This window comes from Bacillus sp. RE35, assembly GCF_052146655.1.
Taxonomy (GTDB): Bacteria; Bacillota; Bacilli; order Bacillales; family Bacillaceae_G; genus Bacillus_A; species Bacillus_A cereus.
Map to the genome: position 1 here is coordinate 4,568,658 of NZ_CP197377.1, position 21,840 is coordinate 4,590,497.

A 21,840-nucleotide genomic window follows, 5' to 3' on the forward strand; every position below is an offset into this window, starting at 1 on the left:
TTTTTATTATATAATTCTAAATTATCATAATAAAAATCGATTTACACCAATAAATAACAATTATTCACATGTTATTTCTCCATATAAAAAAGACCCTCCTCACGAAAAGGAAGGTCTCAAATGTATTTCTATTATGATAAAGCAGGAGCTTTTTCAAGAAGCTCTTTTGCATCAGCGTATTGTAAGCCGTGAGCTTCCGCAACTGCTTCGAATGTTACATAACCATCTAATGTGTTAATACCTTTTAATAATGCAGTGTTGCCTAAGCAAGCTTCTTTGTAGCCCTTGTTAGCAATTTGTACTGCATATGGTACTGTTACGTTTGTTAACGCAAGAGTTGACGTACGTGGAACTGCACCTGGCATATTAGCAACTGCATAATGAACAACGCCATGTTTTTCGTAAGTTGGGTTGTCATGAGTTGTAATACGATCAGTTGTTTCGAAAATACCACCTTGGTCAATCGCGATATCTACAACGACAGAACCTGGTTCCATTGATTGAATCATTTCTTCAGTTACAAGTTTTGGCGCTTTTGCACCCGGAATTAATACTGCTCCAATAACAAGGTCAGATTCTTTAACAGCTTCTGCAATGTTGTATGGATTAGACATTAATGTTTTTACTTGGTTACCGAAAATATCATCTAATTGACGAAGACGTTCTGCACTTAAGTCAATGATTGTTACATCTGCACCTAAACCTACTGCAATCTTAGCTGCGTTTGTACCAGCTTGACCACCGCCAATGATTGTTACTTTGCCGCGTTTTACCCCTGGAACGCCTGCAAGTAAAATACCTTTACCGCCTTTGTTTTTCTCAAGGAATTGTGCACCGATTTGTGCAGACATACGACCAGCCACTTCACTCATAGGTGCAAGTAATGGTAAAGAACGATTGTCTAATTGTACTGTTTCGTATGCGATTGATGCAACTTTGTTATCGATTAATGCTTTCGTTAATTCTGGTTCTGGAGCTAAGTGTAAGTATGTGAATAAGATTAAGCCTTCACGGAAATAGCCGTATTCACTTGCTACTGGCTCTTTTACCTTCATAACCATATCTTGATTCCATGCTTCTTCAGCAGTTTCTACAAGTTTCGCACCAGCTTGTACGTATTCTTCATCTGTAAAGCCAGATCCTAAACCTGCTCCTTTTTGAACAAAAACTTCGTGACCATTTTGTACTAAATGTACTGCTCCCGCTGGCGTCATTGCCACACGGTTTTCATTGTTTTTAATTTCTGTTGGAATACCGATACGCATGATTAGTTCCCCCTTGAGTTATGAAATGACCCCTGAATCATTTTTTAAAGCGCTTTCTACGCTCTTATATTTTAACATAATATCTCAATATTTGACAAAAAAATAACACGAGTTTTCCGATAGATTTAATTTTATATTAAAGGACAGTATTATCCGCACCTCTCAGCACAATGGATAAACTGTCCAATTATTCGAAACTTCATCTTATTTTATTCTATCGATGTCTATGAATAACATCCACTGCACCAGTCACTTCAATAATTGTACCGGTAATCATATCGGAATCGTCCTCACATAAAAACGAAATGGTTCTTGCAATATCTTCACCTGTTCCAGATCTACCAATCGGTGTGTTATGCTCTTTCAGCTGACGTGCTTCTTGAATAGTTGCCTCTTTCATATCGCCAATAATATCACCAGGACATACCATGTTCGCAGTGATACCATACTCCGCTTCTTCATAAGCAACTGTTTTCGTTAATGAAACAAGTCCTACTTTCGCTGCGGCAAAAGCTGAACGATAAATCCATCCCGGTGCACTATCCGCCCCTTGAAATCCGTAATTAATAATACGGCCAAAGTTCTGTTTTCTCATGACCGGAACGACAAGTTTTAATAAATGAAATACCGCTGTTAAATTTCCCTGAATCATTTCATTCCATTCATCTTCTTCATAATCAACTAACTTTTTTCGTTCAAATACATATGGACCAGCATTATTAATTAAAAAGTCAATTTTGCCAAAACGGCTCATCGCTTCTTCTACTATTTTATGTAAATCTTCCTTTTTCGTGACATCCGCTTGCACGAATTGTAGACGCTCTTCCACATCTTTATATGTTTCTTTCATCGTTTCCATAGCCGTGATATCGCTATGGTACGTTACTGTTACTGAATAGCCTTTAGCCAATAACTTTTCTGTTACTTGCTTTCCTAAACCTTTCGTACCGGCTGTAATGAGCGCATGTCTCACAAAACTGCCCCCTTTTAAATTGCTATACTTCATATGTAACAAGTTCTCGCTCCAATTACAACTAAAATGAATTGAAACAGAGTTTTCAAAATTCTGTAACGTTTCTGGCAAGCACGTTACCAAAATTTGTTTTATAATTAAGTTGTAAACAGTTATAAAACAGATTGGGAGGAATTTACTATGAATAATACATATACAAATATTTTAATCGCGGTGGATGGTTCTAAAGAAGCAGAAAAAGCCTTTAAAAAAGCAATTCAAGTCGCAAAGCGCAACAATGCAACATTAACAATTGCTCATATCGTTGATGTAAAAGCATACTCAGCAGTAGAAGCTTATAGCCGTGCAATTGCGGAACGTGCAAATCTATTTGCAGAAGACCTATTAGAAGACTACAAAAAAACTGCGCTTGAAGCTGGTCTTGAAAAAATTGAAACTGTATTAGAATTCGGTAATCCTAAATCAAAAATTTCAAAAGAAATCGCTCCAAACCATAAAGTAGATTTAATTATGTGTGGTGCGACTGGTTTAAATGCTGTTGAGCGTTTCCTAATTGGTAGCGTCTCTGAACATATTATTCGCTATGCGAAATGCGATGTCCTTGTTGTTCGTGGTGATGAAGAGCAAGGTGAGCTTTAATTTATAGATAAAACACCAAGTCCACATATTTTACCGAAGGATAAGGAAAATTAAGTTCGAGGCTCGAATGAACAATAAACACATATTGTTAAACAATGATAATAAACTAAAAAAGGGGTGGGAAATCCACTCCTTTTTTCACGACATGCCTTTATTTTTATTCATGGGAATAAATCTTCTCTGTTTTTCTCTACTCTTGTATGGATTTTAAAATATCAATCCACTCCACAAAATCAAAGAACACTTCAAAATCCCCATTTTCCAATTGATTATTTAATAAAATTTTAACTGTATTCTACTTAATTCTTTGAGCGATTGGATGGTCATCTTTTAGTTGTAACAAATCCCATAAATTCCCGTATAAATCTTTGAATACTGCAACTGTTCCATATTCTTGCTCTTGCGGTTCTCTCACAAATTCTATTCCTCTTGAGATCATTTCATTATAATCTCTCCAAAAATCGTCAGTATTTAAGAAAAGAAAAACTCTACCGCCTGATTGGTTACCGATAAAAGAATCTTGCTCAGGTTTAGATGCTCTAGCCAGTAGTATTGTCGTGCCGACTGAACCAGGAGGAGATACCACTACCCATCTTTTATTTTGCTCTGGCTGATATATATCTTGGACCAATGTAAAATTTAGTTTCTTTGTATAAAACTCTATTGCCTCATCGTAGTCTTTTACTACTAATGCGATATGAACTATTGATTGAACCATTATTATTCCTCCTATTATTACTAAACAAATTATAGTATAACATTTCTTACTTTAATCTATCTGTTAGTTTAATAACACTGGCTCTTGTTTTTCTTCTTATAACAATACATGAAAGACTGTATTCAGTAGCATGTAGTTATTAAATAGGTTATTCCTTTCTTAAATCATTACAGAAACGACTTTATTGTTACTTTGATGAATGTAGTGATAAAAAACAAGCGTATCAAGATAAGTGTTTCTACACTTTAAAACTACATTGTTAAACAACATGTGTCTTCGTGTAGTATATCTTATATATTTTTAACTATTTTAAATTCAGTGTTACATATTAGGCTTCGTGTTTTCATTTTATAAACTTCACTATAAACAAAAGACATGCTACGACAACAACGGTAATTGCCAACACATAAGGCGGAAGAAACTTCAAAGACCATAATGCCATCATAATCGTCGCAACCGTTAAGTACGTTCGCCTTGCACCTTCTGTCATTTTTTTACGAAATAAGAAAACATACAAATAACCAATTGGCGGCGTAATAAAGCAAAGAACGTATATGATTTTTGATTTTAAATACCACTTTTGTTCTCCAAGTTTCTTTATATCCCCTTCTATTCTCTTATGCTCTTGTTCTTTCGCTTCTTCTACAAGCGGATTTTCCTCTTCTCCTCGCTTTTCTTTCATATAAGGAAGAAAGTGCATAAAAAAATAGTATGCGAATACGAATGCTCCAAATCCAATATTTACTCTTTCTAATGGAATATGTTCACTAAAAAAAGCAGCAGTAAGCACTAAAGACAAACAGTATGTCATCATCCAAAAGGAACGTTGTCTCTTTTTCCGTTCCATTTCTTTTTTGCCTTGTATATCTTTTCTTTTCGAAAGCCATATAGAAATAAAGCAATCTACTACAAATAGAGCAAAAATAAATATCGCAACGTGTACTGTTTCTAAATCCTCAAATGAAAAGATATTTGGGAATGCAACATGTAATACAATGAATGTGTACAAAATTAGCCCTATAAAATAAATACGTCTCATTTTCCATCCCTTTCTTATTTCCTAACATTACGTTAACATACATTTTTTAGAAATAGACGGACAAAATATATATGTGTAAAAAAGGAGGATGCTATATGGATGATTCTGAACGCATTATTTTAGATGTGAACGGCAAAGAAATTGAAATGCTAGATACGATTCGCACTCATTTTAAAGAGAAGCACGGCGTTGAACTAAGTAATGGTGCATTACTTCGTGATTTGATGGATATTGAGTATATTCGAATTACGGAAGATCGACATAAGTATGATTAAAAGAAAACGACTGCAGGCGAATGCCATCAGTCGTTTTCTTTCTTTATTTAAGCTCTTGATGTTTCCCGCCCATACCACCAGACTCATTGCTATCTTGGTGTACAGTTAGTTTATTTGTTTTCGCATCTTTTAAAACTCTATATGTATATGATTCATTTGGTTCATCTTTAAACTGTACATTCATACCATACGAATCCATTTTGCTATAAAAGGCCGGTTTTATATATAAAATATCACTTTCTTTATATCCTTTATCTTGTAAATGCCACATCGTTGCGATAACCGCTTCTTCTCGCTTTTCTTTTTCACCAACATATATATTTGTCCAAAAGAAACACTTTAGCATTTGCAATTAAGCTAATTAACAGTACAATGATCAACACTATTTTTTTCATAGACTTCCCCTAAATTGTTATTTTTTACTACATTTTAACTTAAATGCTAGTAAAAAATAAAGTACGCCAGACTTTAATAGACTGGCGTACTTCCCAACTCAACTCTTAATAACTTCTTTCGTTAACCCCTTCGCCTTCTCCAAAGCGTTTTTGATTTGTTCAAACCCAGTCCCGCCAGCACTGTTACGACGCTTTACAGCTGCATATGGTGACAGCACTTCATACAAATCTTCTTCAAATAAGGAGCTCATTTCTTTATATGTTTCAAGAGAGACATCTAATAAATAAATTCCTTTTTGTGTGCAATATAGCACTAACTTTCCAACAATTTCATGAGCCTGACGGAATGGTAGTCCTTTGTTCGCTAAATAGTCAGCAATTTCTGTTGCGTTGGAGAAATCTTGCGTCACAGCTTGCCCCATTTTTTCTTTGTTTACAGTCATCGTTTCAAGCATGCCCGCCATAATATGAAGGCATCCTTCTACTGTTTTAACTGTATCAAACATTCCTTCTTTATCTTCTTGTAAGTCTTTATTGTAAGCGAGCGGTAATCCTTTCATTACTGTGAGTAAACTGAATAAATTACCGTATACTCTGCCTGTTTTACCACGGATTAGTTCCGCCATATCCGGGTTTTTCTTTTGCGGCATAATGCTGCTTCCCGTTGCATATTGATCGCTCATTTCAATAAATTGAAACTCTTGGCTACTCCATAAAATAAGTTCTTCGCAAAAGCGTGATAAGTGCATCATAAGCATAGAGGAGTTACTTAGGAACTCCAGTATGAAATCACGATCGCTTACTGCATCTAAACTATTTTCATAGATTCCATTAAATCCAAGAAGCTCCGCACTATACTCTCGGTCAATGGGGAATGTCGTTCCAGCTAACGCTCCTGCTCCTAATGGCGAAATGTTAATACGTTTTAACGAATCTTCATAACGATTCACATCACGCTCTAACATCCAAAAGTAAGCGAGAATATGATGAGCAAATGAAATCGGCTGAGCACGTTGCAAATGCGTATAGCCAGGCATAATGGTTTCAATATTATTTTCTGCTTGATGAACAAGAACAGTTTGCAATTGCTTTGTAGCTTTTATAATATGTTCTACCTTTTCTTTTAAATACAAATGCATATCTGTCGCTACTTGATCATTACGACTTCGGCCAGTGTGAAGTTTTCCTCCTACTTCGCCAATTTGTTCAATTAACATTTTTTCGATGTTTAAATGAATATCTTCTGCTTCTACTGAAAATTGTAGCTTATTCTCTTTTGCTTCTTTCAATAAATATTGAAGACCTATCTTTATTTTCTCTGCTTCTTCTTGCGTAACGATGCCTTGCTTTGCTAGCATCGTTACGTGTGCCATACTCCCATTTATATCTTGATTTACTAATTGTTGATCGAAGGAGATGGATGCTCCGAACTCTTCAACCCATGCTTCCGCTTCTTCTGTAAAACGTCCGCCCCAAAGTTTGCTCACGCTTCCACCTTCTTTTGATTCACTTGGCTGTATACTTTCGTCGGTAAACCGAATAATGAAATGAATCCAACTGCTGCATCATGATTAAATTCGTCCTGAGCAGTATATGTTGCTAATTTTTCATCGTATAAAGAGTATTCAGATTTACGTCCTTCTACAATCGCATGACCTTTAAATAATTTCACACGCACTGTACCTGTTACATTCTTTTGCGTTTCTTGTAAAAATGCATGAAGCGCTTGTTTTAAAGGCGAGAACCATAAACCATTATAAATAAGTTCTGTTATTTTCTGTTCAATCACTGGTTTAAAATGTGCTACTTCTTTTACGTGTGTTAAATCTTCCAACTCTTTATGCGCAGTGATTAACGTCATTGCTGCTGGGCATTCGTATACTTCACGAGATTTAATACCGACAAGACGATTTTCTACGTGATCAATACGTCCAACGCCGTGTTTTCCAGCAAGCGCATTTAACGTTTTAATTAATTCTGCAAGTGAATATGCAGTGCCATTTAAAGTAGTCGGTACGCCTGCTTCAAATCCGATTTCTACAAACTCTGGTTTATTCGGTGTATCTTCTAATGCCAATGTCATCTCATATGCATCTTCTGGCGGCGCTGCCCATGGATCTTCTAAAATTCCACATTCGTTGCTGCGTCCCCATAAGTTTTGATCGATTGAAAACGGGCTATCTAAATTAATCGGAATTGGTACATCGTTTTCTTTTGCATAGGCAATTTCTTCTTCACGTGACCACTTCCATTCACGTACAGGTGCAATCACTTCTAAGTAAGGATTTAATGCTTGAATAGAAACTTCAAAACGAACTTGATCATTTCCTTTCCCTGTACATCCGTGTGCAACTGCAGTTGCGCCTTCTTGTTCTGCGATTTCTACTAATTTCTTCGCAATAAGCGGACGAGATAATGCAGAGACAAGAGGGTATTTCCCTTCGTATAATGTGTGTGCTTGCATCGCCATCAATGCATATTCGTTTGCAAATTCTTCTTGAACATCAATCATATATGATTTAATTGCACCTACTGAAAGTGCCTTTTCTTTTACAAATGCTAAGTCTTTACCTTCCCCTAAGTCTAAACAAAGCGCGATAATATCATAATTCTTCTCTTGTAACCATTTAATTGCAACGGAAGTATCAAGACCTCCGGAATATGCTAATACAACTTTTTTCTTCTCCATTTTGCATCCCCCTAAAGAATAAATATTCATTTTATTTTATAATAATTCACACTTTACCACCTTTCACAAAATGTATCAAGAGTCATTTTCAAATTTTTTCAAACAATTCCGTCGAACTTCTTTCTGTTTTTATGTACAATATAAGCAGGAAAACGGGGGTGAACTTATGGAAAAGTATTTCTTATACGATGAACATCTAGGAATTGAAATTCCACATTTACAAGAAGACTGGGAAGAAATCCCCGAAAAAATGCAACATGCTATTTTACTAAAATGGGAACAAGTTCGCGGGAAAATTCCTGATCGTATAAAAGAACTTGAGCACTATATTAATACAAAACAACATTATTTAAATAACGAAGAAGACTTCGAAGTTTCTTGTAAACTAAATTCAGAAATTGCCGATCTTGCTTCCATCATTAATGACCTTTGGCTTTGGTATCGACTCACTCAAAATGTATCTGAGGGGAAAGCACACCAATGAAAAAAGCATGCCCCTCAATAACTTTGGGTCATGCTTTTTTTGTCATAACATGATTTACAATATATTTCTTGTGCTGTTTTCGCCAAACATACATCGAATGGACCAACTAATATACTTCTTTCTTTCGGCAACTTTACAAAAGCAACAAGCTCTTCTTCATATTGAATTTTTTTCTGACATGAAATGCATATTAATTCTTTTCTTTTGAACATGTCTTTTAGCATACCTTCACTCTCCCCTTCATCTATCTATATTAATATACTCTCATAATAGTTAAGACTTGTAAAAAAATGACACATTCTGAATCGAATGATTCATATACTATGTACAAAAGGAGGTTTAAAAATTATGCGTGCTTTCGTTATTATCACTTTAACTTTTTTAAGTGTAATTAGTTGGGATGCGTTTTTTAAAGATAAAAGTGATGAAAAGAACACAACGGAATAAAACCCTTTTTTCTTACTTATTGGACAAACCGTTATAAACTGTCCAATCCTCCGAAATAACTTAGGCTTTTCTACAAAAATATTTAAACATAACATTTTTTGTAGATTCCCTCCGTTTATTGTCGGTTTCCATCCGCATACATTTTTTAAAAGTATGATATAATAGTATAAATCTTGAAGGAAGGGATTTTGATATCATGATCGCTCGAAGGAGCATGTGGCATCGTATTGACGAATCATACACGTAGCGTATTTTTTAGCTCAGATACTTTAGTCTAGCGAAAAAAATACGAGAGTGGGGAAATTATGATTGCCCGAAGGATAATTTGGCAAAAAAAAGACTCTTCTTACACATAGCGTTTTGTTTAGGACTTAATTGTTACTAACTAAACAAAACAAAGAAGAGCAGGATTGCTAAATGACGAATCCTACTCCACGTTTTGTTTAGTCGTTTTAAGACTTAAACTAAAACGAAGGTAGGGAGAATTGATGGACGAGAGGATTATTCGTTATTTCTTCAGCGACATATAGCGTAGTTAGTTTTTTCGTAAACTAACTGAAAGCTACATGTGAGCTCGTAGTTAGTTTACAACACAAAAAGGACTACTAACTACGGAAAGAAGGAATAACGATGAGGAACATCCAAAGTCGGCAAATTATTAAAGAAATTTTTATGGTTTTAATCGGTTCATTTATTTTAGCAGCAGCGCTATATCACATTCACTTCCAAAACCACTTAACAGAAGGTGGATTTGTAGGAATTGCACTATTCATTCAAAACTTTTATGATATTTCACCATCTATTTCAACTGTATTAATGGATATCCCAATTATTTTACTGTGCGCTTCATTTTTAGGTAGAAAAATGGTTGGTTATTCATTCCTAGGTTCAATTTCATTCGGAGTATTTTATTCCTTTATGGAAAATTATTCTCCATTTACGGTAGATTTATCAAATAACTTATTTATAGCTGCAGTAGTTGGCGGTGCGTTAGCTGGTATTGGACTCGGTTTTATATTACGATTTGGCGGTGCAACCGGTGGAGACGATATTTTAACAATTGTATTAAGTAAACGAACTCGTTTTACAATTGGGCAAATTTTCTTCGTCTTTGACGCGATTGTTCTTGCGCTTTCATTATATTATTTAAATTGGACAGAAATTGCTTTTACTATTCTTTCGATTGCCGTACAGGCAAAAACATTGGATTTAATTTATTATCCAAAAACAGAAAAAACAGCAGAAAAGCAGCCAGTATCTGTTCCAATGTCCAAAAAACATGCAACGAATTAAAAAAGCGAAAGGCTTCGGCCTCTCGCTTTTTTTATGCTCTTTTTTCTTTCTCGACTATATGGCGCACTTGATAAAATCTATTTGCAAATTCAGTAACGTTTCTTGTTAAACGATAATTCACTGTAGATCCAATTGCCATTCCAATTACCGGTATACCTTGGAATAATTTACGACGAAGAGCATAAATCGAAAATGTCTTCAAAATTTGTTTTAACACAACCTCAGTAGAAGCTGTTTGTAGCACTGCTTCGTCTCCTTCGTAAAAGAACGAATCTTCTTGCTCCAGCTCTTGCAATAAATTGTACCATGCATATTGCTGAAGTCTTCCTGGTAGTAATGACGCATGAAACACCTTTAACGCAAGCATCATTTCATACGGCTTGTTCACATCATGTCCAAATGATGTTGCAATAAGTTGGACTGCCTTCACATTTAACGCGATCATAACCGGAAAATCCGCCGTTAATAATAATAAACCTCCAGCACCTGTTGCCCCACCTTGTACAAATGAATATAGACGATGACGTGCTGTTTGCTGCTCTGCTATGTATGTTAATTGATCAATAGATAATGCTTTCAAATCTTCAAGCTGTTCAATCGATTCATCAAATAACCTTGATGTTCCTAAAATCCGATTACGTGCATCTAACTGTGCTTGTGAACTTTGAATAAATGCATGCAAATGAAAGAGCCATCCATCTGCTTTCGTGAAGAATTCTTTTCGCTTTTTCTCAGGTAATTTCGCAACTGTAGCATGTAACCATTTATCAAACACTTTTTGAAAATCGGTCGCTTCTTGCTCAACTAATTGCGCTTCCCATTCTTTTATATTGTCTAAAATGGCTTGTTCTCGCTTCGATCGCATCGTAACAACCACCTCGTTCGATTTTTTTCTATTGTAACATATTTCTGCTTATTCTTTGCAAATATGCTTGTCTATCTTTATTCACATACCATTTTTGAATGGCATAAAATATTAACAAAAAGGATGAGATAAATCACATGAATCTATCCGATATAAAAAAAGAATATAATGCGGTATTCAGCTTAGGACAAAACTGCTGGCCGGCTTGGGCATTATATCAATTAGAATTATCACCATTTTTTGGCGTTATTGATTTTATGCTAAGTCCCTCATTAGAAAAAGTGAATGTATTATTACAAAATCGATTTGACCGCTTTTTAAATTTCGAAAATTTATCCTTCATCTCATTTTGGGATGATGATGCAAAATTAAGATTAAGGGACAACCTTTATGAAATTGACTCCTGTCATGACTTTAAAACAGATGTAAACACACCAACTTCTTGGCCTTCTTATACAGAAATTAAGTTAAACTATGAACATCGTATTAATCGTTTTCTAGCTACAATTGAAACGGCAGAATCCATATTATTTATTCGAACTGGAGGAACATATGAAGAAGCATGTTCCCTAGAACAAATTTTATCTCAAATCGTTACACATACATTCTCTGTCCTGTTACTAATTCCTGCCGATATACCAACTATCACCCAAGAAGATTGGGGATTACAACGTATTTGCGTTATGAAATGTCCTATTATGGATGTATACCAATACAATGAAGCATTTTGGAAAGACTTATTTGATGGAATTACAGTTAGACCGCACACTTAAATACACGATACTTTTATCACACCATACATTATAATCGTCCTTATACAAAACAAATAAGGAGTGATTCTATATGTATCCACGTGCAAAAGCTTTCGGTCTTGCTGTACATCAAGATCGCCTTCTCGTACAAGAATATTATACAGAAGGCGAAATATATTATCGTCCTCTTGGCGGTTCAATTGAACTTGGCGAAAAATCAGCACATACTGTTATTCGGGAGTTTAAAGAAGAGCTTCATACGGAGATAGAAATCACCAATTATTTAGGGTGTTTAGAAAATGTCTTTCATCTCGATGGAGACATTGGTCATGAAATCATTCAACTATATTCTTTGCGTTTATTAGACACGTCACTATATGAAATGAAAATATTAAATATACAAGATGAAGAAACAGTAGCGTATGCGAAATGGATTCCTATTACGGCATTCATTCAGAAAGAAAAAATATTATATCCAGATGGAGTTTTAAAATACATCCAAAAGAAAAAAGACGAAATCCTATAGGATCTCGTCTTTCTTTTCATATATTAACCAATATCTCCAAGACGTAGTACGTCACGAGCAATCATAACTTCTTCGTCAGTTGGAATTACGATAATTTTTACTGGAGAGTGTGGGAAGTTGATGAATGCTTCTTCACCGAATACGTTATTACGTTTTGCATCGAAGTATACGCCCATGTACTCAAGGCCTTCTAATACGCGCTCACGAATAATCGCACTGTTTTCACCTACACCAGCTGTGAAGATGATTGCGTCTACACCTTTCATACGAGCAGTGTAAGAACCGATGTATTTGTGGATACGGCTTACGAATACATCAAGTGCTACTTTCGCACGGTGGTCGCCTTCTTCTTCTTTCGCAATGATGTCACGTAGGTCACTAGAGTAACCAGTAAGACCTAACATACCACTCTTCTTGTTTAATACGTTAACTACTTCTTCTACTGTTTGGCCTGTTTTTTCCATGATGTATGGAATTAACGCAGGGTCAAGGTTACCAGAACGTGTACCCATTGTTACACCAGCAAGTGGTGTGAAGCCCATAGAAGTATCGATAGATTTACCGCCTTCTACTGCTGCGATACTTGCACCGTTACCTAAGTGACAAGAAAGTAAGCTTAAGCTTTCAATTGGACGACCTAATAATTCAGCCGCACGCTCAGTTACATATTTATGAGAAGTTCCGTGGAAACCGTATTTACGGATGCCGAATTTTTCATAGTACTCATATGGTAAGCTGTATAGGAATGCAGATTCCGGCATTGTTTGGTGGAATGCTGTATCGAATACTGCTACTGCTGGTACGTTTGGTAATACTTCTTGGAATGCTTTAATACCAACAACGTTTGCTGGGTTATGAAGTGGTGCTAAATCGCTTAATTCTTCGATATCAGCTAATACTTCATCAGTAATTAAAACAGAGTCAGCAAATTTTTCGCCGCCGTGAACAACACGGTGACCGATACCGCCAATCTCATCTAGAGATTTAACGATTCCGTTTTCAGTTAACTTTTTAAGAAGCATATTAACTGCTACTGCGTGATCTGGAATGTTTGTAATTTCTTTTTGTTTTTCGCCATCTACAGTAATAGTGAAGATACTATCTTCTAAACCGATACGTTCTACTAAACCTTTTGTTAATACTGTTTCACTTGGCATTTCAAATAATTGGAACTTTAAGGAAGAGCTTCCTGCGTTAATCGCGATGATTTTTGACATCTAGTCTTTCGCCCCTTTTTCTCTTGGTAGTTGTGTGGATGTTTCCACAAACCGCTCGATTTTATCTGATCAAATTCACCAAATATGAAAACGTTTCATCATTAGCAAATTTTATACTCACGATTTTAATTTAAACATCGTCCGACATATATTTCAAGTGAAAAAATTGTAACACCAAGAAAAAATATATATTACAGATTTCAAAAAAATTCAGTTAAATCTTGTATATATTTAAAAATATGACATATTATATAAAACTGTACTACATGAATCACTAATGCTGTTACATATAACCAGCTTTATTTATGTGTTGCAAACCAAGTATTTAATTGATCCATAATGTCTTCCATCGCCTTCATGTTAGAGAATTTAGGCAACTCCACTAATAACGCCTGTTTTGGCATTGTTACATTAGCGCCTTTCTTTTGGAGAACAAATATACTTTTTGCATTTTTCTCGTTTTTAAACATGGAAACAGGAAGCTGTAATAACCCTTGAATAAAGCATGTTTCCTTAATAAATGCATGTAATTTTGGTGCCTGGTCACTTTCAAAAATGAAGTTTGGTACTAAGAAGAATAAGTAACCGCCCTCTTTCGTATGTTTCACACTTTGTTCAATAAATAAGTGATGGGCATACGACATTCCTTCATCTGCTTTTAATTTATATTCACTTGCACCGATTTCGTTTGGATAATAACCAACCGGTAAGTCTGAAACGACTGCATCAACTGGATCGATATAAAGTGGTGCTAGTCCATCTTGATGGAAGAATTCGATTGCATGCTTTTGTAAATTTGCATTTACTAAAGCAAGTTTAATTAGCACTTCATCCACTTCTACACCAAATCCACTCATTGTTAGTCCTTCTTTGGCGCTATTAAATACTGTAGTCATTAAGTTACCTGTTCCAATTGCAGGATCTAAAACTGTGATCTCGTTTTGACCTTGCATAAATTTATGGAATAAGTAACTCATGAACATTCCAACTGCATCAGGTGTCATTTCGTGATTCGCTTGTACGCCTTCTTTCATTCCTTTTAAGATGGCTAACTGAAATGCTTTACGAATTTCTTCACCTTTATATGTTTCTTCATTAAACGTACTATATTCACGATTCAGCCTTTCAATTGCTGATCCGGATAATTCCTCTTGTAAAATCGCTCCCTCAAACAAGTTATCACCTGTCTCTACAAGCGCCTCTAAATATGTTACATCTAATTCTTTACGTAAAACTACCGCAGAAGAATCAAAAATAGAAAATAATGTTTCTACTGTCTGACTCACGTACATTCCTCCTTCTCTTTTTTACACATAACTTATATCATACCACAAAGTGATTTTTTCCAAAAAGAAAAAGCGACCTCCTATCAAGAGCTCCCCTTTAGTTATATATGATATAACGTTTTTTCTCATATATCGATGCTGTTACAGAGCAATATATGAGAAAAAACGACCTCTTTATAAGAGGTCATTTTCATCACATTACTTCGCAGATTTAGCTGCTTCTAATGCTGCTTCATAGTTTGGATGGCTTGTACCTTCGCTTACGTATTCTGCGTAAACTACTTTGTCATTGCTATCTACTACGAATACTGCACGAGCAAGTAAACGAAGCTCTTTCATTACTAAGCCATAAGCTTCACCGAATGAAAGGTCGCGGTGGTCAGAAAGTGTAACAACATTTTCTAAACCGTTTGCTGCACACCAGCGTTTTTGAGCGAATGGTAAATCAGCGCTAATTGTTAATACTTTCGCGTTTTCAATACCTGCTGCATCTTGGTTAAAACGACGTGTTTGTGCATCACACACACCTGTGTCGATTGAAGGTACAACACTAATTAATTTCACTTCACCTTTGTATGTTTCTAAACTTACTGGAGATAAGTCGTTTGCTAATACTTGGAAGTTTGGCGCTTGATCGCCAACTTTAACTTCTGTTCCAACTAAAGTCATTGGATTACCTTTAAAAGTTACGTTTGCCACTTGAAAATCCTCCCTTATTTAAACAAAATATGTACAATGTAAATGATAGTTTGTCCCTATCGATAATGCAAATAAAATCGCTTTATTTACAAAAAAATTAAAGAAGCTAACCTATTGATTAGCTTCTTTATTCGTTAAATTTGAAATTCAGGATCATCTTCTTTTCGTTTATCCATCATTTCTTTCACTTTATCAACAGCTTGTGGCGCTAATTCAATTATTTTATCGATGACGTGTGTTTGTTTATCTAAGTGCAATACTTTCACACCATCTCCATTTATAACAAGAAAGGCAACAGGATTAATAGAAACTCCTCCACCACTTCCCCCGCCAAATGGATGACGGCCTGAATGTTCTACTTTACCAAATTCACTTCCACCAGCAGCAAATCCGAAACTTACTTTCGAAACTGTAAGAATTACGCTTCCATCTGCCGCTTTAATTGGGTCACCAACAATTGTATTTACATCAGTCATTTGTTTTAAATGCTGCATTGCTGTTGTCATTAAACCTTGAATTGGATGGTCCATTCTATATCCCCCCTATGCTTGAACAGATTTTTCTGTCATACCAGATCTTTGTCTTCTCATAAATACGAGTAATTTGACGCCAGTTTTTATAGCGCGGAATATACGAAAAGATGCTGTTAACTCGCATCTTGATGCAAATCCTTTCCCTTGAAAAACTGGGGTAATTTCAAATTCTGGTACGTCGACAATATGCATATATTGTCCGACAACTCCAGCAGCCATACCTTTTGTCCCCCATGCATATCCAGTGACAATTCCAGTACTAGCTGCATCGCCTGCTCCAATTTGTGTATGCCATTTCCAACCATTGATTTTCACTCGTTTGAGAAAATCTTTAACAATAGTATGAACTTCTTGAAGCTTTTTTATCAGTTCACCAATGCTGTCAAGTTGCGCCATAATTTTATTATCGAGTCCGCCGTCCTCTTCAGCTTTTTCGATTTTCTGTCCTGTCTTTTTCTGCTGTTTTTCAATTCTTTCCAACACATCAAATGTATATCGAATCATCCATATTTTCACTTGAAGCAAACATTGCTTTTCCATTTCTGAATATAAAAATGTCACCTTAAGCTTTATTTTCGACAATAGTATAAACAAAATAAAAAGAAGAAGAATTATTATTCCAATTACGAGCCACTTCATACGTATCATCCTTTCACTCCGTACCCATTATCGACAAGTTTATTCATCGTTAAACAGAGTTTTATAAGATTGAATATAAAAATTTTTCTAAAAATAAAAAGGTATTTTGACAATTTATATCGAAATATATTATTTGAACATATCATCAGGGAACGGACTCTAATGATATGTAGCACGAAAAACAGAAAATTTAACTGCAGTGGAGGGATACATAATGGCAGATCGTCGCAATTTATTTTTCTTTTATGGTGATGACAAAGCAACGCTCGTTGAAAAAATGAAACCAATCTATCGTATTTTAGAAGAGAATGGATTTACCATATTAGATCATCCAAAAAATGCAAACGCTATCGTCAGTGTTGGAGATGATGCAACCTTCTTACAAGCCGTTCGTAAAACTGGTTTTAGGGAAGATTGCTTATATGCAGGGATTTCTACGAAAGATGAAATTTCGTTCTACTGCGATTTCCATATTGATCACGTTGATACAGCCCTTCAAGAAATTACAAAAAATGAAATTGAAGTGCGAAAATATCCAACAATTCAGGTAGATGTAGATGGCAGTACATCTTTCCATTGTTTAAATGAGTTCTCATTACGTTCTAGCATTATTAAAACATTCGTTGTAGATGTTCATGTTGATGATTTATATTTCGAAACATTTAGAGGGGACGGTTTAGTTGTTTCTACCCCAACAGGAAGTACTGCTTACAATAAATCATTGCATGGTGCAGTTGTTGACCCGCTTATCCCATGTTTCCAAGTAAGCGAACTAGCATCTTTAAACAACAACACTTACCGTACGCTCGGTTCACCTTTCATTTTAAATCACGAACGTACATTAACTTTAAAACTAAGACCAGACGGTAACGATTATCCTGTTATCGGCATGGATAACGAAGCGCTTAGCATTAAACAAGTGGAAAAAGCTGTTGTACGCTTAAGCGATAAACAAATTAAAACAGTTAAATTAAAAAACAATTCTTTCTGGGAAAAAGTACAGAGAACGTTTTTATAAGATTAAAATAACCGCAGAATTATGAAATTCCATAATTCTGCGGTTATTTATTTCCCCCGATTGACGCGAACAATACTCTCTTACTATCCGGCCGTTATTCTTGTCAGTTTTTGTCGGTAATTCGATATATTCCGAAAACCGCTCATATATTTTTACGCATCTTTTCTATAGACAACTTGGCCATCTATTACGGTCATTTCTGCTTGTACTTCTTTTATTTCTTCTGCCTCAATTTCAAAAATATTGCGGTCTAATATTGTAAAATCTGCTTCATATCCTTTTGCAATTTGCCCTCGCTTCGCTTCTTTTCCGATTGCATAGGCACTTCCTGTTGTAAATAAAGAAACAGCCTCATAAACCGTTAATCTTTCCTCAGGCATATAGCATATACCGTCAATAAAACTTCTACGTGTAACAGCGCTATATATGCCTAGAAACGGATTCACTTGTTCAATAGGAGCATCTGAGCCACCGTTGCAGTGTAATCCTGCCTCCAGTAACGTCTTCCAAGCGTACGCATAACGAAGACGGTGCTCGCCTAGTTTTTCAATGACTGACGGAAAATCTGATGAAAGAAAGACTGGCTGTATATCGATAATGGCTTGCAAGTTTTTCATTCTTTCTATCAACTCTTCACGAGCAAGCTGACAATGAATAATGCGGTCACGCACCCCTTCTGCTGGTGGATATAATTCGAGTGCATCAATGACATATTCAAGCGATAAGTCACCGATAGTATGAATCGCAACTGGCATATGTAAATCTCGTGCTTTCTTTACTAATTCCGCAAGTTCTTCACGTGAGAAAATCGCAACTCCATTTGTTTCCTTCGCATCTTCATACGGTTCACTTAATAATGCTGTTCTTCCGCCAAAAGAACCGTCAGAGAAAATTTTTATTGCTCCAAATTCAATACAATGTTCATTTTCATATTCTTTTCGTTCATGTGCTACTTCATGGTGAACGAGCAAATGGGCTTTAAATGGCATTTCTTTTATAACGTGAGAAAACGCATTATATGTTTTTCTAAAACCACCATAATAATTTAAATCTTCCGTATGCCCGCCAACAAGTCCGTATTTCCAGCAATCTTTAATCGCTGTTTGCAGAGCTCTTTGTAAATAAGCTTCATCAATTTCTGGCTGAACATGTTTAATTAATTCTTGCCCTTGTTCATATAAAAGCCCTGTTAACTTATTTGATGAATCTCTACCAATTTTCCCGCCTTTTGGATCTTCTGTCGCTTCTGTTATATTCGCTTCTTGCAGTATGTATGAATTCACCCATGTAACGTGACGACAAACTCTCTTTAATAAAATGGGATGTTCTTTCGAAATTTCATCTAAATCACGCGCGTGAACATCTTTTGTATCTGTAAAGTTATTTTCATTCCATCCTTCTCCAATAATCCAAGAGCCCTTTGGAGCTTCTTCCACTCGCTTCTGAACAAGAGTAAGCAATTCACCATAAGATGTGCAATTTGATAAATCTAGACGGAGTAATCTCTCTCCATGCCCAATAAGGTGCATGTGGCTATCAACGAGACCTGGAATCATCGTTTTGCCTTTTAAATCGTGCAATGTAACCGCGGCATATTGGTTTTCTAACTCTTCTTTACTTCCAACATCAACGATCGTACCGTTTTCAATGTAAACAGCGCCCACTTTTTCATTTTCTTCTCTCATTGTGTAAATGGTGCCGCCATACCAAATTTCTCCCATATATCCCATCTCCTTTATTTTTTATTGTATAAAAAAAAGCACCATTTCAAAACATGGTGCTTTTCTAAAAATTACTTTTGTTCAGTAGTAGACGTTGTAACTTGCCATTCAATATTAAATTTATCTTTCACTTGTCCGTATGCTGGGCTCCAGAATGTTTCTTGAAGTGGCATGATAACTTCTCCACCTTCTTGTAACTTATCGAATACTTCTTTTGCTTTTTCTGCATTACTAATTTGAATTGCGATTGTTACTTGAGATCCGATTGCATGCCCTTGACCTGGGAATGTATCAGAAATCATAAGATCCGTATTACCAACTTTTAAAGTAGCGTGTAAAACGCGCTCTTTCGCTTCAGCTGGAATCGGGTATTCTGGATTTTCAGGCATGTCACCAAAAGTTTGCATAACTTCTACTTTTGCATCTAAAGCCTCTTTATAAAACTGTACAGCTTCTTGCCCACTACCATCTAAAACTAAGTACGGATTAATACCTAAAATCATACGGACACCTCTTTTTTAAATTTATAAAATCGAACTTGTGTTCGTTTTTATTTTATCATTGTTTTACATTTCATTCAACTATTTACTTCACTGTTTTCAAAATTATTTTGACGGAATCTCCATCTCTTGTTTTCTAAGTTCAATACGGCGAATTTTTCCAGAAATCGTTTTTGGTAGTTCATCTACAAATTCAATTTTGCGAGGGTATTTATATGGTGCAGTGAGTTCTTTAACGTGTTGTTGGAGTGTTGGAATTAATGTTTCTTCGTTCTTTTCTATATTCTCTCTTAATACGATAAATGCCTTCACGACACTTCCACGAATTTCATCAGGACTTGCGACAACTGCACATTCTCTTACATAAGGATGTTTTACAAGTGCATCCTCTACTTCAAACGGCCCGATTGTATAACCAGAGCTAATAATGATATCATCGCCGCGCCCTTCAAACCAGAAGTAGCCGTCTTCATCTTTCTTCGCTTTATCACCTGTAATATAATAATCACCGCGGAATTGCATCGCTGTACGCTCATCATCTTTGTAATATTGTTTAAAGAGGGCCGGCGTTTCAATGTGAACTGCAATATCACCAACTTCGCCTACTTTAACTGGAGTACCTTCCTCATTTACGATATCGACGTGGTTACCTGGCGTTGGTTTCCCCATTGATCCTGGTCTAATATCCATCCCTTTCATTACACCAACAAGTAATGTATTTTCCGTTTGCCCATAGCCGTCTCTCACTGTAATATGAAAGTGCTTTTTGAACGTTTCAATGACTTCTCTATTTAACGGCTCACCTGCCGATACAGCGCTATGTAATGCCTCTAAATTGTACTGGCTTAAATCTTCTACCTTTGCCATTAATCTATACTCAGTCGGTGTACAACAAAGTACATTCACCTTATTATCGTCTAATAAGTTTAGGTACGTTTTCGGTTCAAACTTACCGTGATATACAAACCCTGTTGCCCCTGATCCTAAAGTTGCTAAAAACGGGCTCCAAATCCACTTTTGCCAGCCTGGACTAGCTGTTGCCCATACAATATCATTCTCTTCAATTCCGAGCCAATTTGGAGCGCTCGTACGTAAATGAGCGTATGCCCAAGCATGTGTATGAACGACACCTTTTGGATTTCCTGTCGTTCCTGACGTGTAAGATAAAAAGACCATATCTTCTTTATCTGTCTTCGCCATTTCTAACATGTCACTCTCTGTTTCTAACGCTGTTTTTAAATTAACCCATCCATCTACTGACTGCTCGCTCAGGACAAATTTTCGAAGAGATTCCATCGCTTCTATATCATCAAACTGCCTAATATACGGCTCATAGCTTACTATCGCTTTTACTTCTCCATGTCCAATTCGATATTCTATATCTTTTTTACGTAACATTTCCGAGCTTGGAATTACGACAAATCCTGCTTTAATAGCAGCAATATACGTCATGTACGCTTCAATTAAACGCGGCATCATAATGAGAAGCTTGTCCCCTTTTTGCAAACCACTTTTTATAAAAGCGTTTCCAATTTTATTCGCACCTTGCATTAATTCAGCGTATGTAACTTCCCTTCGATTCCCTTTATCATCTTGCCAAATTAAAGCTAACTTCCCTTTATCACCTGTATATTTCTCTATTTCAGAAACTAAATTATAAGACGGTGGCGCCAACAATTCTTCTCGCTTCATAAAATATCCTCCCTTTTCTTTATGCCTCCTTTATATAATAAAGAATTTTCAGTTAATTTTGAACCCTCTTCTTTTGACAAATTTTTCAGTTCTGTCGAATTAGTAAACGAAATTACATCGAATTACCGACAAATAGCGACACAACACAAAAAAAGAAAGAGCGGGAGAACCCGCT

Annotated in this window: 24 protein-coding genes; 7 read left to right on the plus strand and 17 right to left on the minus strand. The window is 35.9% G+C overall.

Features of this window, described 5'->3' with window-relative positions; all coding sequences use genetic code 11:
* Positions 1 to 131: 131 nt before the first annotated feature.
* Positions 132 to 1,265 (minus strand): alanine dehydrogenase, encoded by a 1,134-nt coding sequence (gene ald / locus ACTL4X_RS23345; RefSeq protein WP_001219403.1) that lies wholly within the window; start codon positions 1,263 to 1,265, stop codon positions 132 to 134.
* A gap of 214 nt (positions 1,266 to 1,479) precedes the next feature.
* Positions 1,480 to 2,271 carry an SDR family oxidoreductase gene (locus ACTL4X_RS23350; RefSeq protein ID WP_002024902.1) on the minus strand — a complete coding sequence of 264 codons (792 nt, stop codon included), beginning with the start codon at positions 2,269 to 2,271 and terminating at the stop codon, positions 1,480 to 1,482.
* Positions 2,272 to 2,418: 147 nt separating this feature from the next.
* On the opposite strand from ACTL4X_RS23350, the gene ACTL4X_RS23355 reads away from it, so the two are divergent.
* Positions 2,419 to 2,877 carry a universal stress protein gene (locus tag ACTL4X_RS23355; RefSeq protein WP_001066673.1) on the plus strand — a complete coding sequence of 153 codons (459 nt, stop codon included), beginning with the start codon at positions 2,419 to 2,421 and terminating at the stop codon, positions 2,875 to 2,877.
* A 295-nt stretch (positions 2,878 to 3,172) separates the two neighbouring features.
* Here ACTL4X_RS23355 and ACTL4X_RS23360 read toward each other — a convergent pair whose 3' ends face one another.
* Together ACTL4X_RS23360 and ACTL4X_RS23365 are read right to left on the minus strand one after the other, a co-directional pair.
* A complete protein-coding gene (locus ACTL4X_RS23360; RefSeq protein WP_000250791.1) occupies positions 3,173 to 3,595 on the minus strand; it encodes a VOC family protein in 423 nt (140 codons plus the stop codon).
* A 343-nt stretch (positions 3,596 to 3,938) separates the two neighbouring features.
* The gene (locus ACTL4X_RS23365; protein WP_441394956.1) at positions 3,939 to 4,634 is read right to left on the minus strand and encodes a hypothetical protein; all 696 of its coding nucleotides are present in this window, start codon (positions 4,632 to 4,634) and stop codon (positions 3,939 to 3,941) included.
* Positions 4,635 to 4,729: 95 nt separating this feature from the next.
* On the opposite strand from ACTL4X_RS23365, the gene ACTL4X_RS23370 reads away from it, so the two are divergent.
* Entirely contained in the window at positions 4,730 to 4,909 is a 180-nt protein-coding gene (locus ACTL4X_RS23370) for a hypothetical protein (protein ID WP_000342760.1), read from the plus strand.
* A gap of 43 nt (positions 4,910 to 4,952) precedes the next feature.
* Here ACTL4X_RS23370 and ACTL4X_RS23375 read toward each other — a convergent pair whose 3' ends face one another.
* The 3 genes from ACTL4X_RS23375 to ACTL4X_RS23385 all read right to left on the minus strand — a co-directional run bounded on the left by ACTL4X_RS23375 (position 4,953) and on the right by ACTL4X_RS23385 (position 7,993).
* Complete coding sequence (locus tag ACTL4X_RS23375) at positions 4,953 to 5,228, minus strand: DUF3139 domain-containing protein (RefSeq protein ID WP_002026405.1); 276 nt, start codon at positions 5,226 to 5,228, stop codon at positions 4,953 to 4,955.
* Positions 5,229 to 5,402: 174 nt separating this feature from the next.
* On the minus strand, positions 5,403 to 6,791 hold the full coding sequence (gene argH / locus ACTL4X_RS23380) for an argininosuccinate lyase (protein WP_000041295.1): 1,389 nt from the start codon (positions 6,789 to 6,791) through the stop codon (positions 5,403 to 5,405).
* A complete protein-coding gene (locus ACTL4X_RS23385) occupies positions 6,788 to 7,993 on the minus strand; it encodes an argininosuccinate synthase (RefSeq protein ID WP_000412315.1) in 1,206 nt (401 codons plus the stop codon). The genes argH and ACTL4X_RS23385 overlap by 4 nt, the downstream gene beginning before the upstream one ends.
* 166 nt (positions 7,994 to 8,159) lie before the next feature.
* Between ACTL4X_RS23385 and ACTL4X_RS23390 the strand changes: the two genes are divergently transcribed.
* On the plus strand, positions 8,160 to 8,477 hold the full coding sequence (locus tag ACTL4X_RS23390; RefSeq protein WP_000417218.1) for a hypothetical protein: 318 nt from the start codon (positions 8,160 to 8,162) through the stop codon (positions 8,475 to 8,477).
* 14 nt (positions 8,478 to 8,491) lie between these two features.
* On the opposite strand, the gene ACTL4X_RS23395 is transcribed toward ACTL4X_RS23390, so the two are convergent.
* Positions 8,492 to 8,701 carry a hypothetical protein gene (locus ACTL4X_RS23395; protein ID WP_000910274.1) on the minus strand — a complete coding sequence of 70 codons (210 nt, stop codon included), beginning with the start codon at positions 8,699 to 8,701 and terminating at the stop codon, positions 8,492 to 8,494.
* 853 nt (positions 8,702 to 9,554) lie between these two features.
* Between ACTL4X_RS23395 and ACTL4X_RS23400 the strand changes: the two genes are divergently transcribed.
* Positions 9,555 to 10,217 (plus strand): YitT family protein, encoded by a 663-nt coding sequence (locus ACTL4X_RS23400; RefSeq protein WP_001244515.1) that lies wholly within the window; start codon positions 9,555 to 9,557, stop codon positions 10,215 to 10,217.
* A 31-nt stretch (positions 10,218 to 10,248) separates the two neighbouring features.
* Here ACTL4X_RS23400 and ACTL4X_RS23405 read toward each other — a convergent pair whose 3' ends face one another.
* Positions 10,249 to 11,082, minus strand: a complete 834-nt coding sequence (locus tag ACTL4X_RS23405) for an EcsC family protein (RefSeq protein WP_001256850.1) — start codon at positions 11,080 to 11,082, stop codon at positions 10,249 to 10,251.
* A 137-nt stretch (positions 11,083 to 11,219) separates the two neighbouring features.
* On the opposite strand from ACTL4X_RS23405, the gene ACTL4X_RS23410 reads away from it, so the two are divergent.
* Together ACTL4X_RS23410 and ACTL4X_RS23415 are read left to right on the plus strand one after the other, a co-directional pair.
* Entirely contained in the window at positions 11,220 to 11,855 is a 636-nt protein-coding gene (locus ACTL4X_RS23410) for a DUF1796 family putative cysteine peptidase (RefSeq protein ID WP_001053729.1), read from the plus strand.
* 70 nt (positions 11,856 to 11,925) lie between these two features.
* Entirely contained in the window at positions 11,926 to 12,360 is a 435-nt protein-coding gene (locus tag ACTL4X_RS23415) for an NUDIX hydrolase (RefSeq protein ID WP_000283500.1), read from the plus strand.
* A gap of 23 nt (positions 12,361 to 12,383) precedes the next feature.
* On the opposite strand, the gene ackA is transcribed toward ACTL4X_RS23415, so the two are convergent.
* From ackA to ACTL4X_RS23440, 5 genes are all read right to left on the minus strand, one after another.
* A complete protein-coding gene (gene ackA / locus ACTL4X_RS23420) occupies positions 12,384 to 13,577 on the minus strand; it encodes an acetate kinase (protein WP_000034574.1) in 1,194 nt (397 codons plus the stop codon).
* 299 nt (positions 13,578 to 13,876) lie between these two features.
* A complete protein-coding gene (locus tag ACTL4X_RS23425) occupies positions 13,877 to 14,863 on the minus strand; it encodes a class I SAM-dependent methyltransferase (protein ID WP_140161689.1) in 987 nt (328 codons plus the stop codon).
* 198 nt (positions 14,864 to 15,061) lie between these two features.
* Positions 15,062 to 15,562: a thiol peroxidase gene (gene tpx / locus ACTL4X_RS23430; protein ID WP_000024525.1), complete on the minus strand. Its 501-nt coding sequence runs from the start codon at positions 15,560 to 15,562 to the stop codon at positions 15,062 to 15,064.
* Positions 15,563 to 15,696: 134 nt separating this feature from the next.
* Positions 15,697 to 16,092: a GerW family sporulation protein gene (gene ytfJ, locus ACTL4X_RS23435; RefSeq protein ID WP_000350003.1), complete on the minus strand. Its 396-nt coding sequence runs from the start codon at positions 16,090 to 16,092 to the stop codon at positions 15,697 to 15,699.
* A gap of 12 nt (positions 16,093 to 16,104) precedes the next feature.
* Positions 16,105 to 16,743 carry a DUF2953 domain-containing protein gene (locus ACTL4X_RS23440; protein ID WP_002164419.1) on the minus strand — a complete coding sequence of 213 codons (639 nt, stop codon included), beginning with the start codon at positions 16,741 to 16,743 and terminating at the stop codon, positions 16,105 to 16,107.
* Between the two features lie 205 nt (positions 16,744 to 16,948).
* On the opposite strand from ACTL4X_RS23440, the gene ACTL4X_RS23445 reads away from it, so the two are divergent.
* Complete coding sequence (locus tag ACTL4X_RS23445; RefSeq protein WP_000785177.1) at positions 16,949 to 17,752, plus strand: NAD kinase; 804 nt, start codon at positions 16,949 to 16,951, stop codon at positions 17,750 to 17,752.
* Positions 17,753 to 17,904: 152 nt separating this feature from the next.
* On the opposite strand, the gene ACTL4X_RS23450 is transcribed toward ACTL4X_RS23445, so the two are convergent.
* The 3 genes from ACTL4X_RS23450 to mbcS all read right to left on the minus strand — a co-directional run bounded on the left by ACTL4X_RS23450 (position 17,905) and on the right by mbcS (position 21,665).
* Complete coding sequence (locus ACTL4X_RS23450) at positions 17,905 to 19,473, minus strand: amidohydrolase (protein WP_086402155.1); 1,569 nt, start codon at positions 19,471 to 19,473, stop codon at positions 17,905 to 17,907.
* A 71-nt stretch (positions 19,474 to 19,544) separates the two neighbouring features.
* Positions 19,545 to 19,976, minus strand: coding sequence for a VOC family protein (locus tag ACTL4X_RS23455; RefSeq protein ID WP_000600350.1), 432 nt, complete (start codon positions 19,974 to 19,976; stop codon positions 19,545 to 19,547).
* Between the two features lie 102 nt (positions 19,977 to 20,078).
* Entirely contained in the window at positions 20,079 to 21,665 is a 1,587-nt protein-coding gene (gene mbcS, locus ACTL4X_RS23460) for an acyl-CoA synthetase MbcS (protein ID WP_000817773.1), read from the minus strand.
* Between the last annotated feature and the right edge of the window lie 175 nt (positions 21,666 to 21,840).

Coding starts and splice junctions, on each gene's coding strand:
- ald (WP_001219403.1), bottom strand. CDS start 1,265: ATGCGTATCGGTATTCCAACAGAAATTAAAAACAATGAAAACCGTGTG.
- ACTL4X_RS23350 (WP_002024902.1), bottom strand. CDS start 2,271: ATGAAGTATAGCAATTTAAAAGGGGGCAGTTTTGTGAGACATGCGCTC.
- ACTL4X_RS23355 (WP_001066673.1), top strand. CDS start 2,419: ATGAATAATACATATACAAATATTTTAATCGCGGTGGATGGTTCTAAA.
- ACTL4X_RS23360 (WP_000250791.1), bottom strand. CDS start 3,595: ATGGTTCAATCAATAGTTCATATCGCATTAGTAGTAAAAGACTACGAT.
- ACTL4X_RS23365 (WP_441394956.1), bottom strand. CDS start 4,634: ATGAGACGTATTTATTTTATAGGGCTAATTTTGTACACATTCATTGTA.
- ACTL4X_RS23370 (WP_000342760.1), top strand. CDS start 4,730: ATGGATGATTCTGAACGCATTATTTTAGATGTGAACGGCAAAGAAATT.
- ACTL4X_RS23385 (WP_000412315.1), bottom strand. CDS start 7,993: ATGGAGAAGAAAAAAGTTGTATTAGCATATTCCGGAGGTCTTGATACT.
- ACTL4X_RS23390 (WP_000417218.1), top strand. CDS start 8,160: ATGGAAAAGTATTTCTTATACGATGAACATCTAGGAATTGAAATTCCA.
- ACTL4X_RS23395 (WP_000910274.1), bottom strand. CDS start 8,701: ATGCTAAAAGACATGTTCAAAAGAAAAGAATTAATATGCATTTCATGT.
- ACTL4X_RS23400 (WP_001244515.1), top strand. CDS start 9,555: ATGAGGAACATCCAAAGTCGGCAAATTATTAAAGAAATTTTTATGGTT.
- ACTL4X_RS23405 (WP_001256850.1), bottom strand. CDS start 11,082: ATGCGATCGAAGCGAGAACAAGCCATTTTAGACAATATAAAAGAATGG.
- ACTL4X_RS23410 (WP_001053729.1), top strand. CDS start 11,220: ATGAATCTATCCGATATAAAAAAAGAATATAATGCGGTATTCAGCTTA.
- ACTL4X_RS23415 (WP_000283500.1), top strand. CDS start 11,926: ATGTATCCACGTGCAAAAGCTTTCGGTCTTGCTGTACATCAAGATCGC.
- ackA (WP_000034574.1), bottom strand. CDS start 13,577: ATGTCAAAAATCATCGCGATTAACGCAGGAAGCTCTTCCTTAAAGTTC.
- ytfJ (WP_000350003.1), bottom strand. CDS start 16,092: ATGGACCATCCAATTCAAGGTTTAATGACAACAGCAATGCAGCATTTA.
- ACTL4X_RS23440 (WP_002164419.1), bottom strand. CDS start 16,743: ATGATACGTATGAAGTGGCTCGTAATTGGAATAATAATTCTTCTTCTT.
- ACTL4X_RS23445 (WP_000785177.1), top strand. CDS start 16,949: ATGGCAGATCGTCGCAATTTATTTTTCTTTTATGGTGATGACAAAGCA.
- ACTL4X_RS23450 (WP_086402155.1), bottom strand. CDS start 19,473: ATGGGAGAAATTTGGTATGGCGGCACCATTTACACAATGAGAGAAGAA.
- ACTL4X_RS23455 (WP_000600350.1), bottom strand. CDS start 19,976: ATGATTTTAGGTATTAATCCGTACTTAGTTTTAGATGGTAGTGGGCAA.
- mbcS (WP_000817773.1), bottom strand. CDS start 21,665: ATGAAGCGAGAAGAATTGTTGGCGCCACCGTCTTATAATTTAGTTTCT.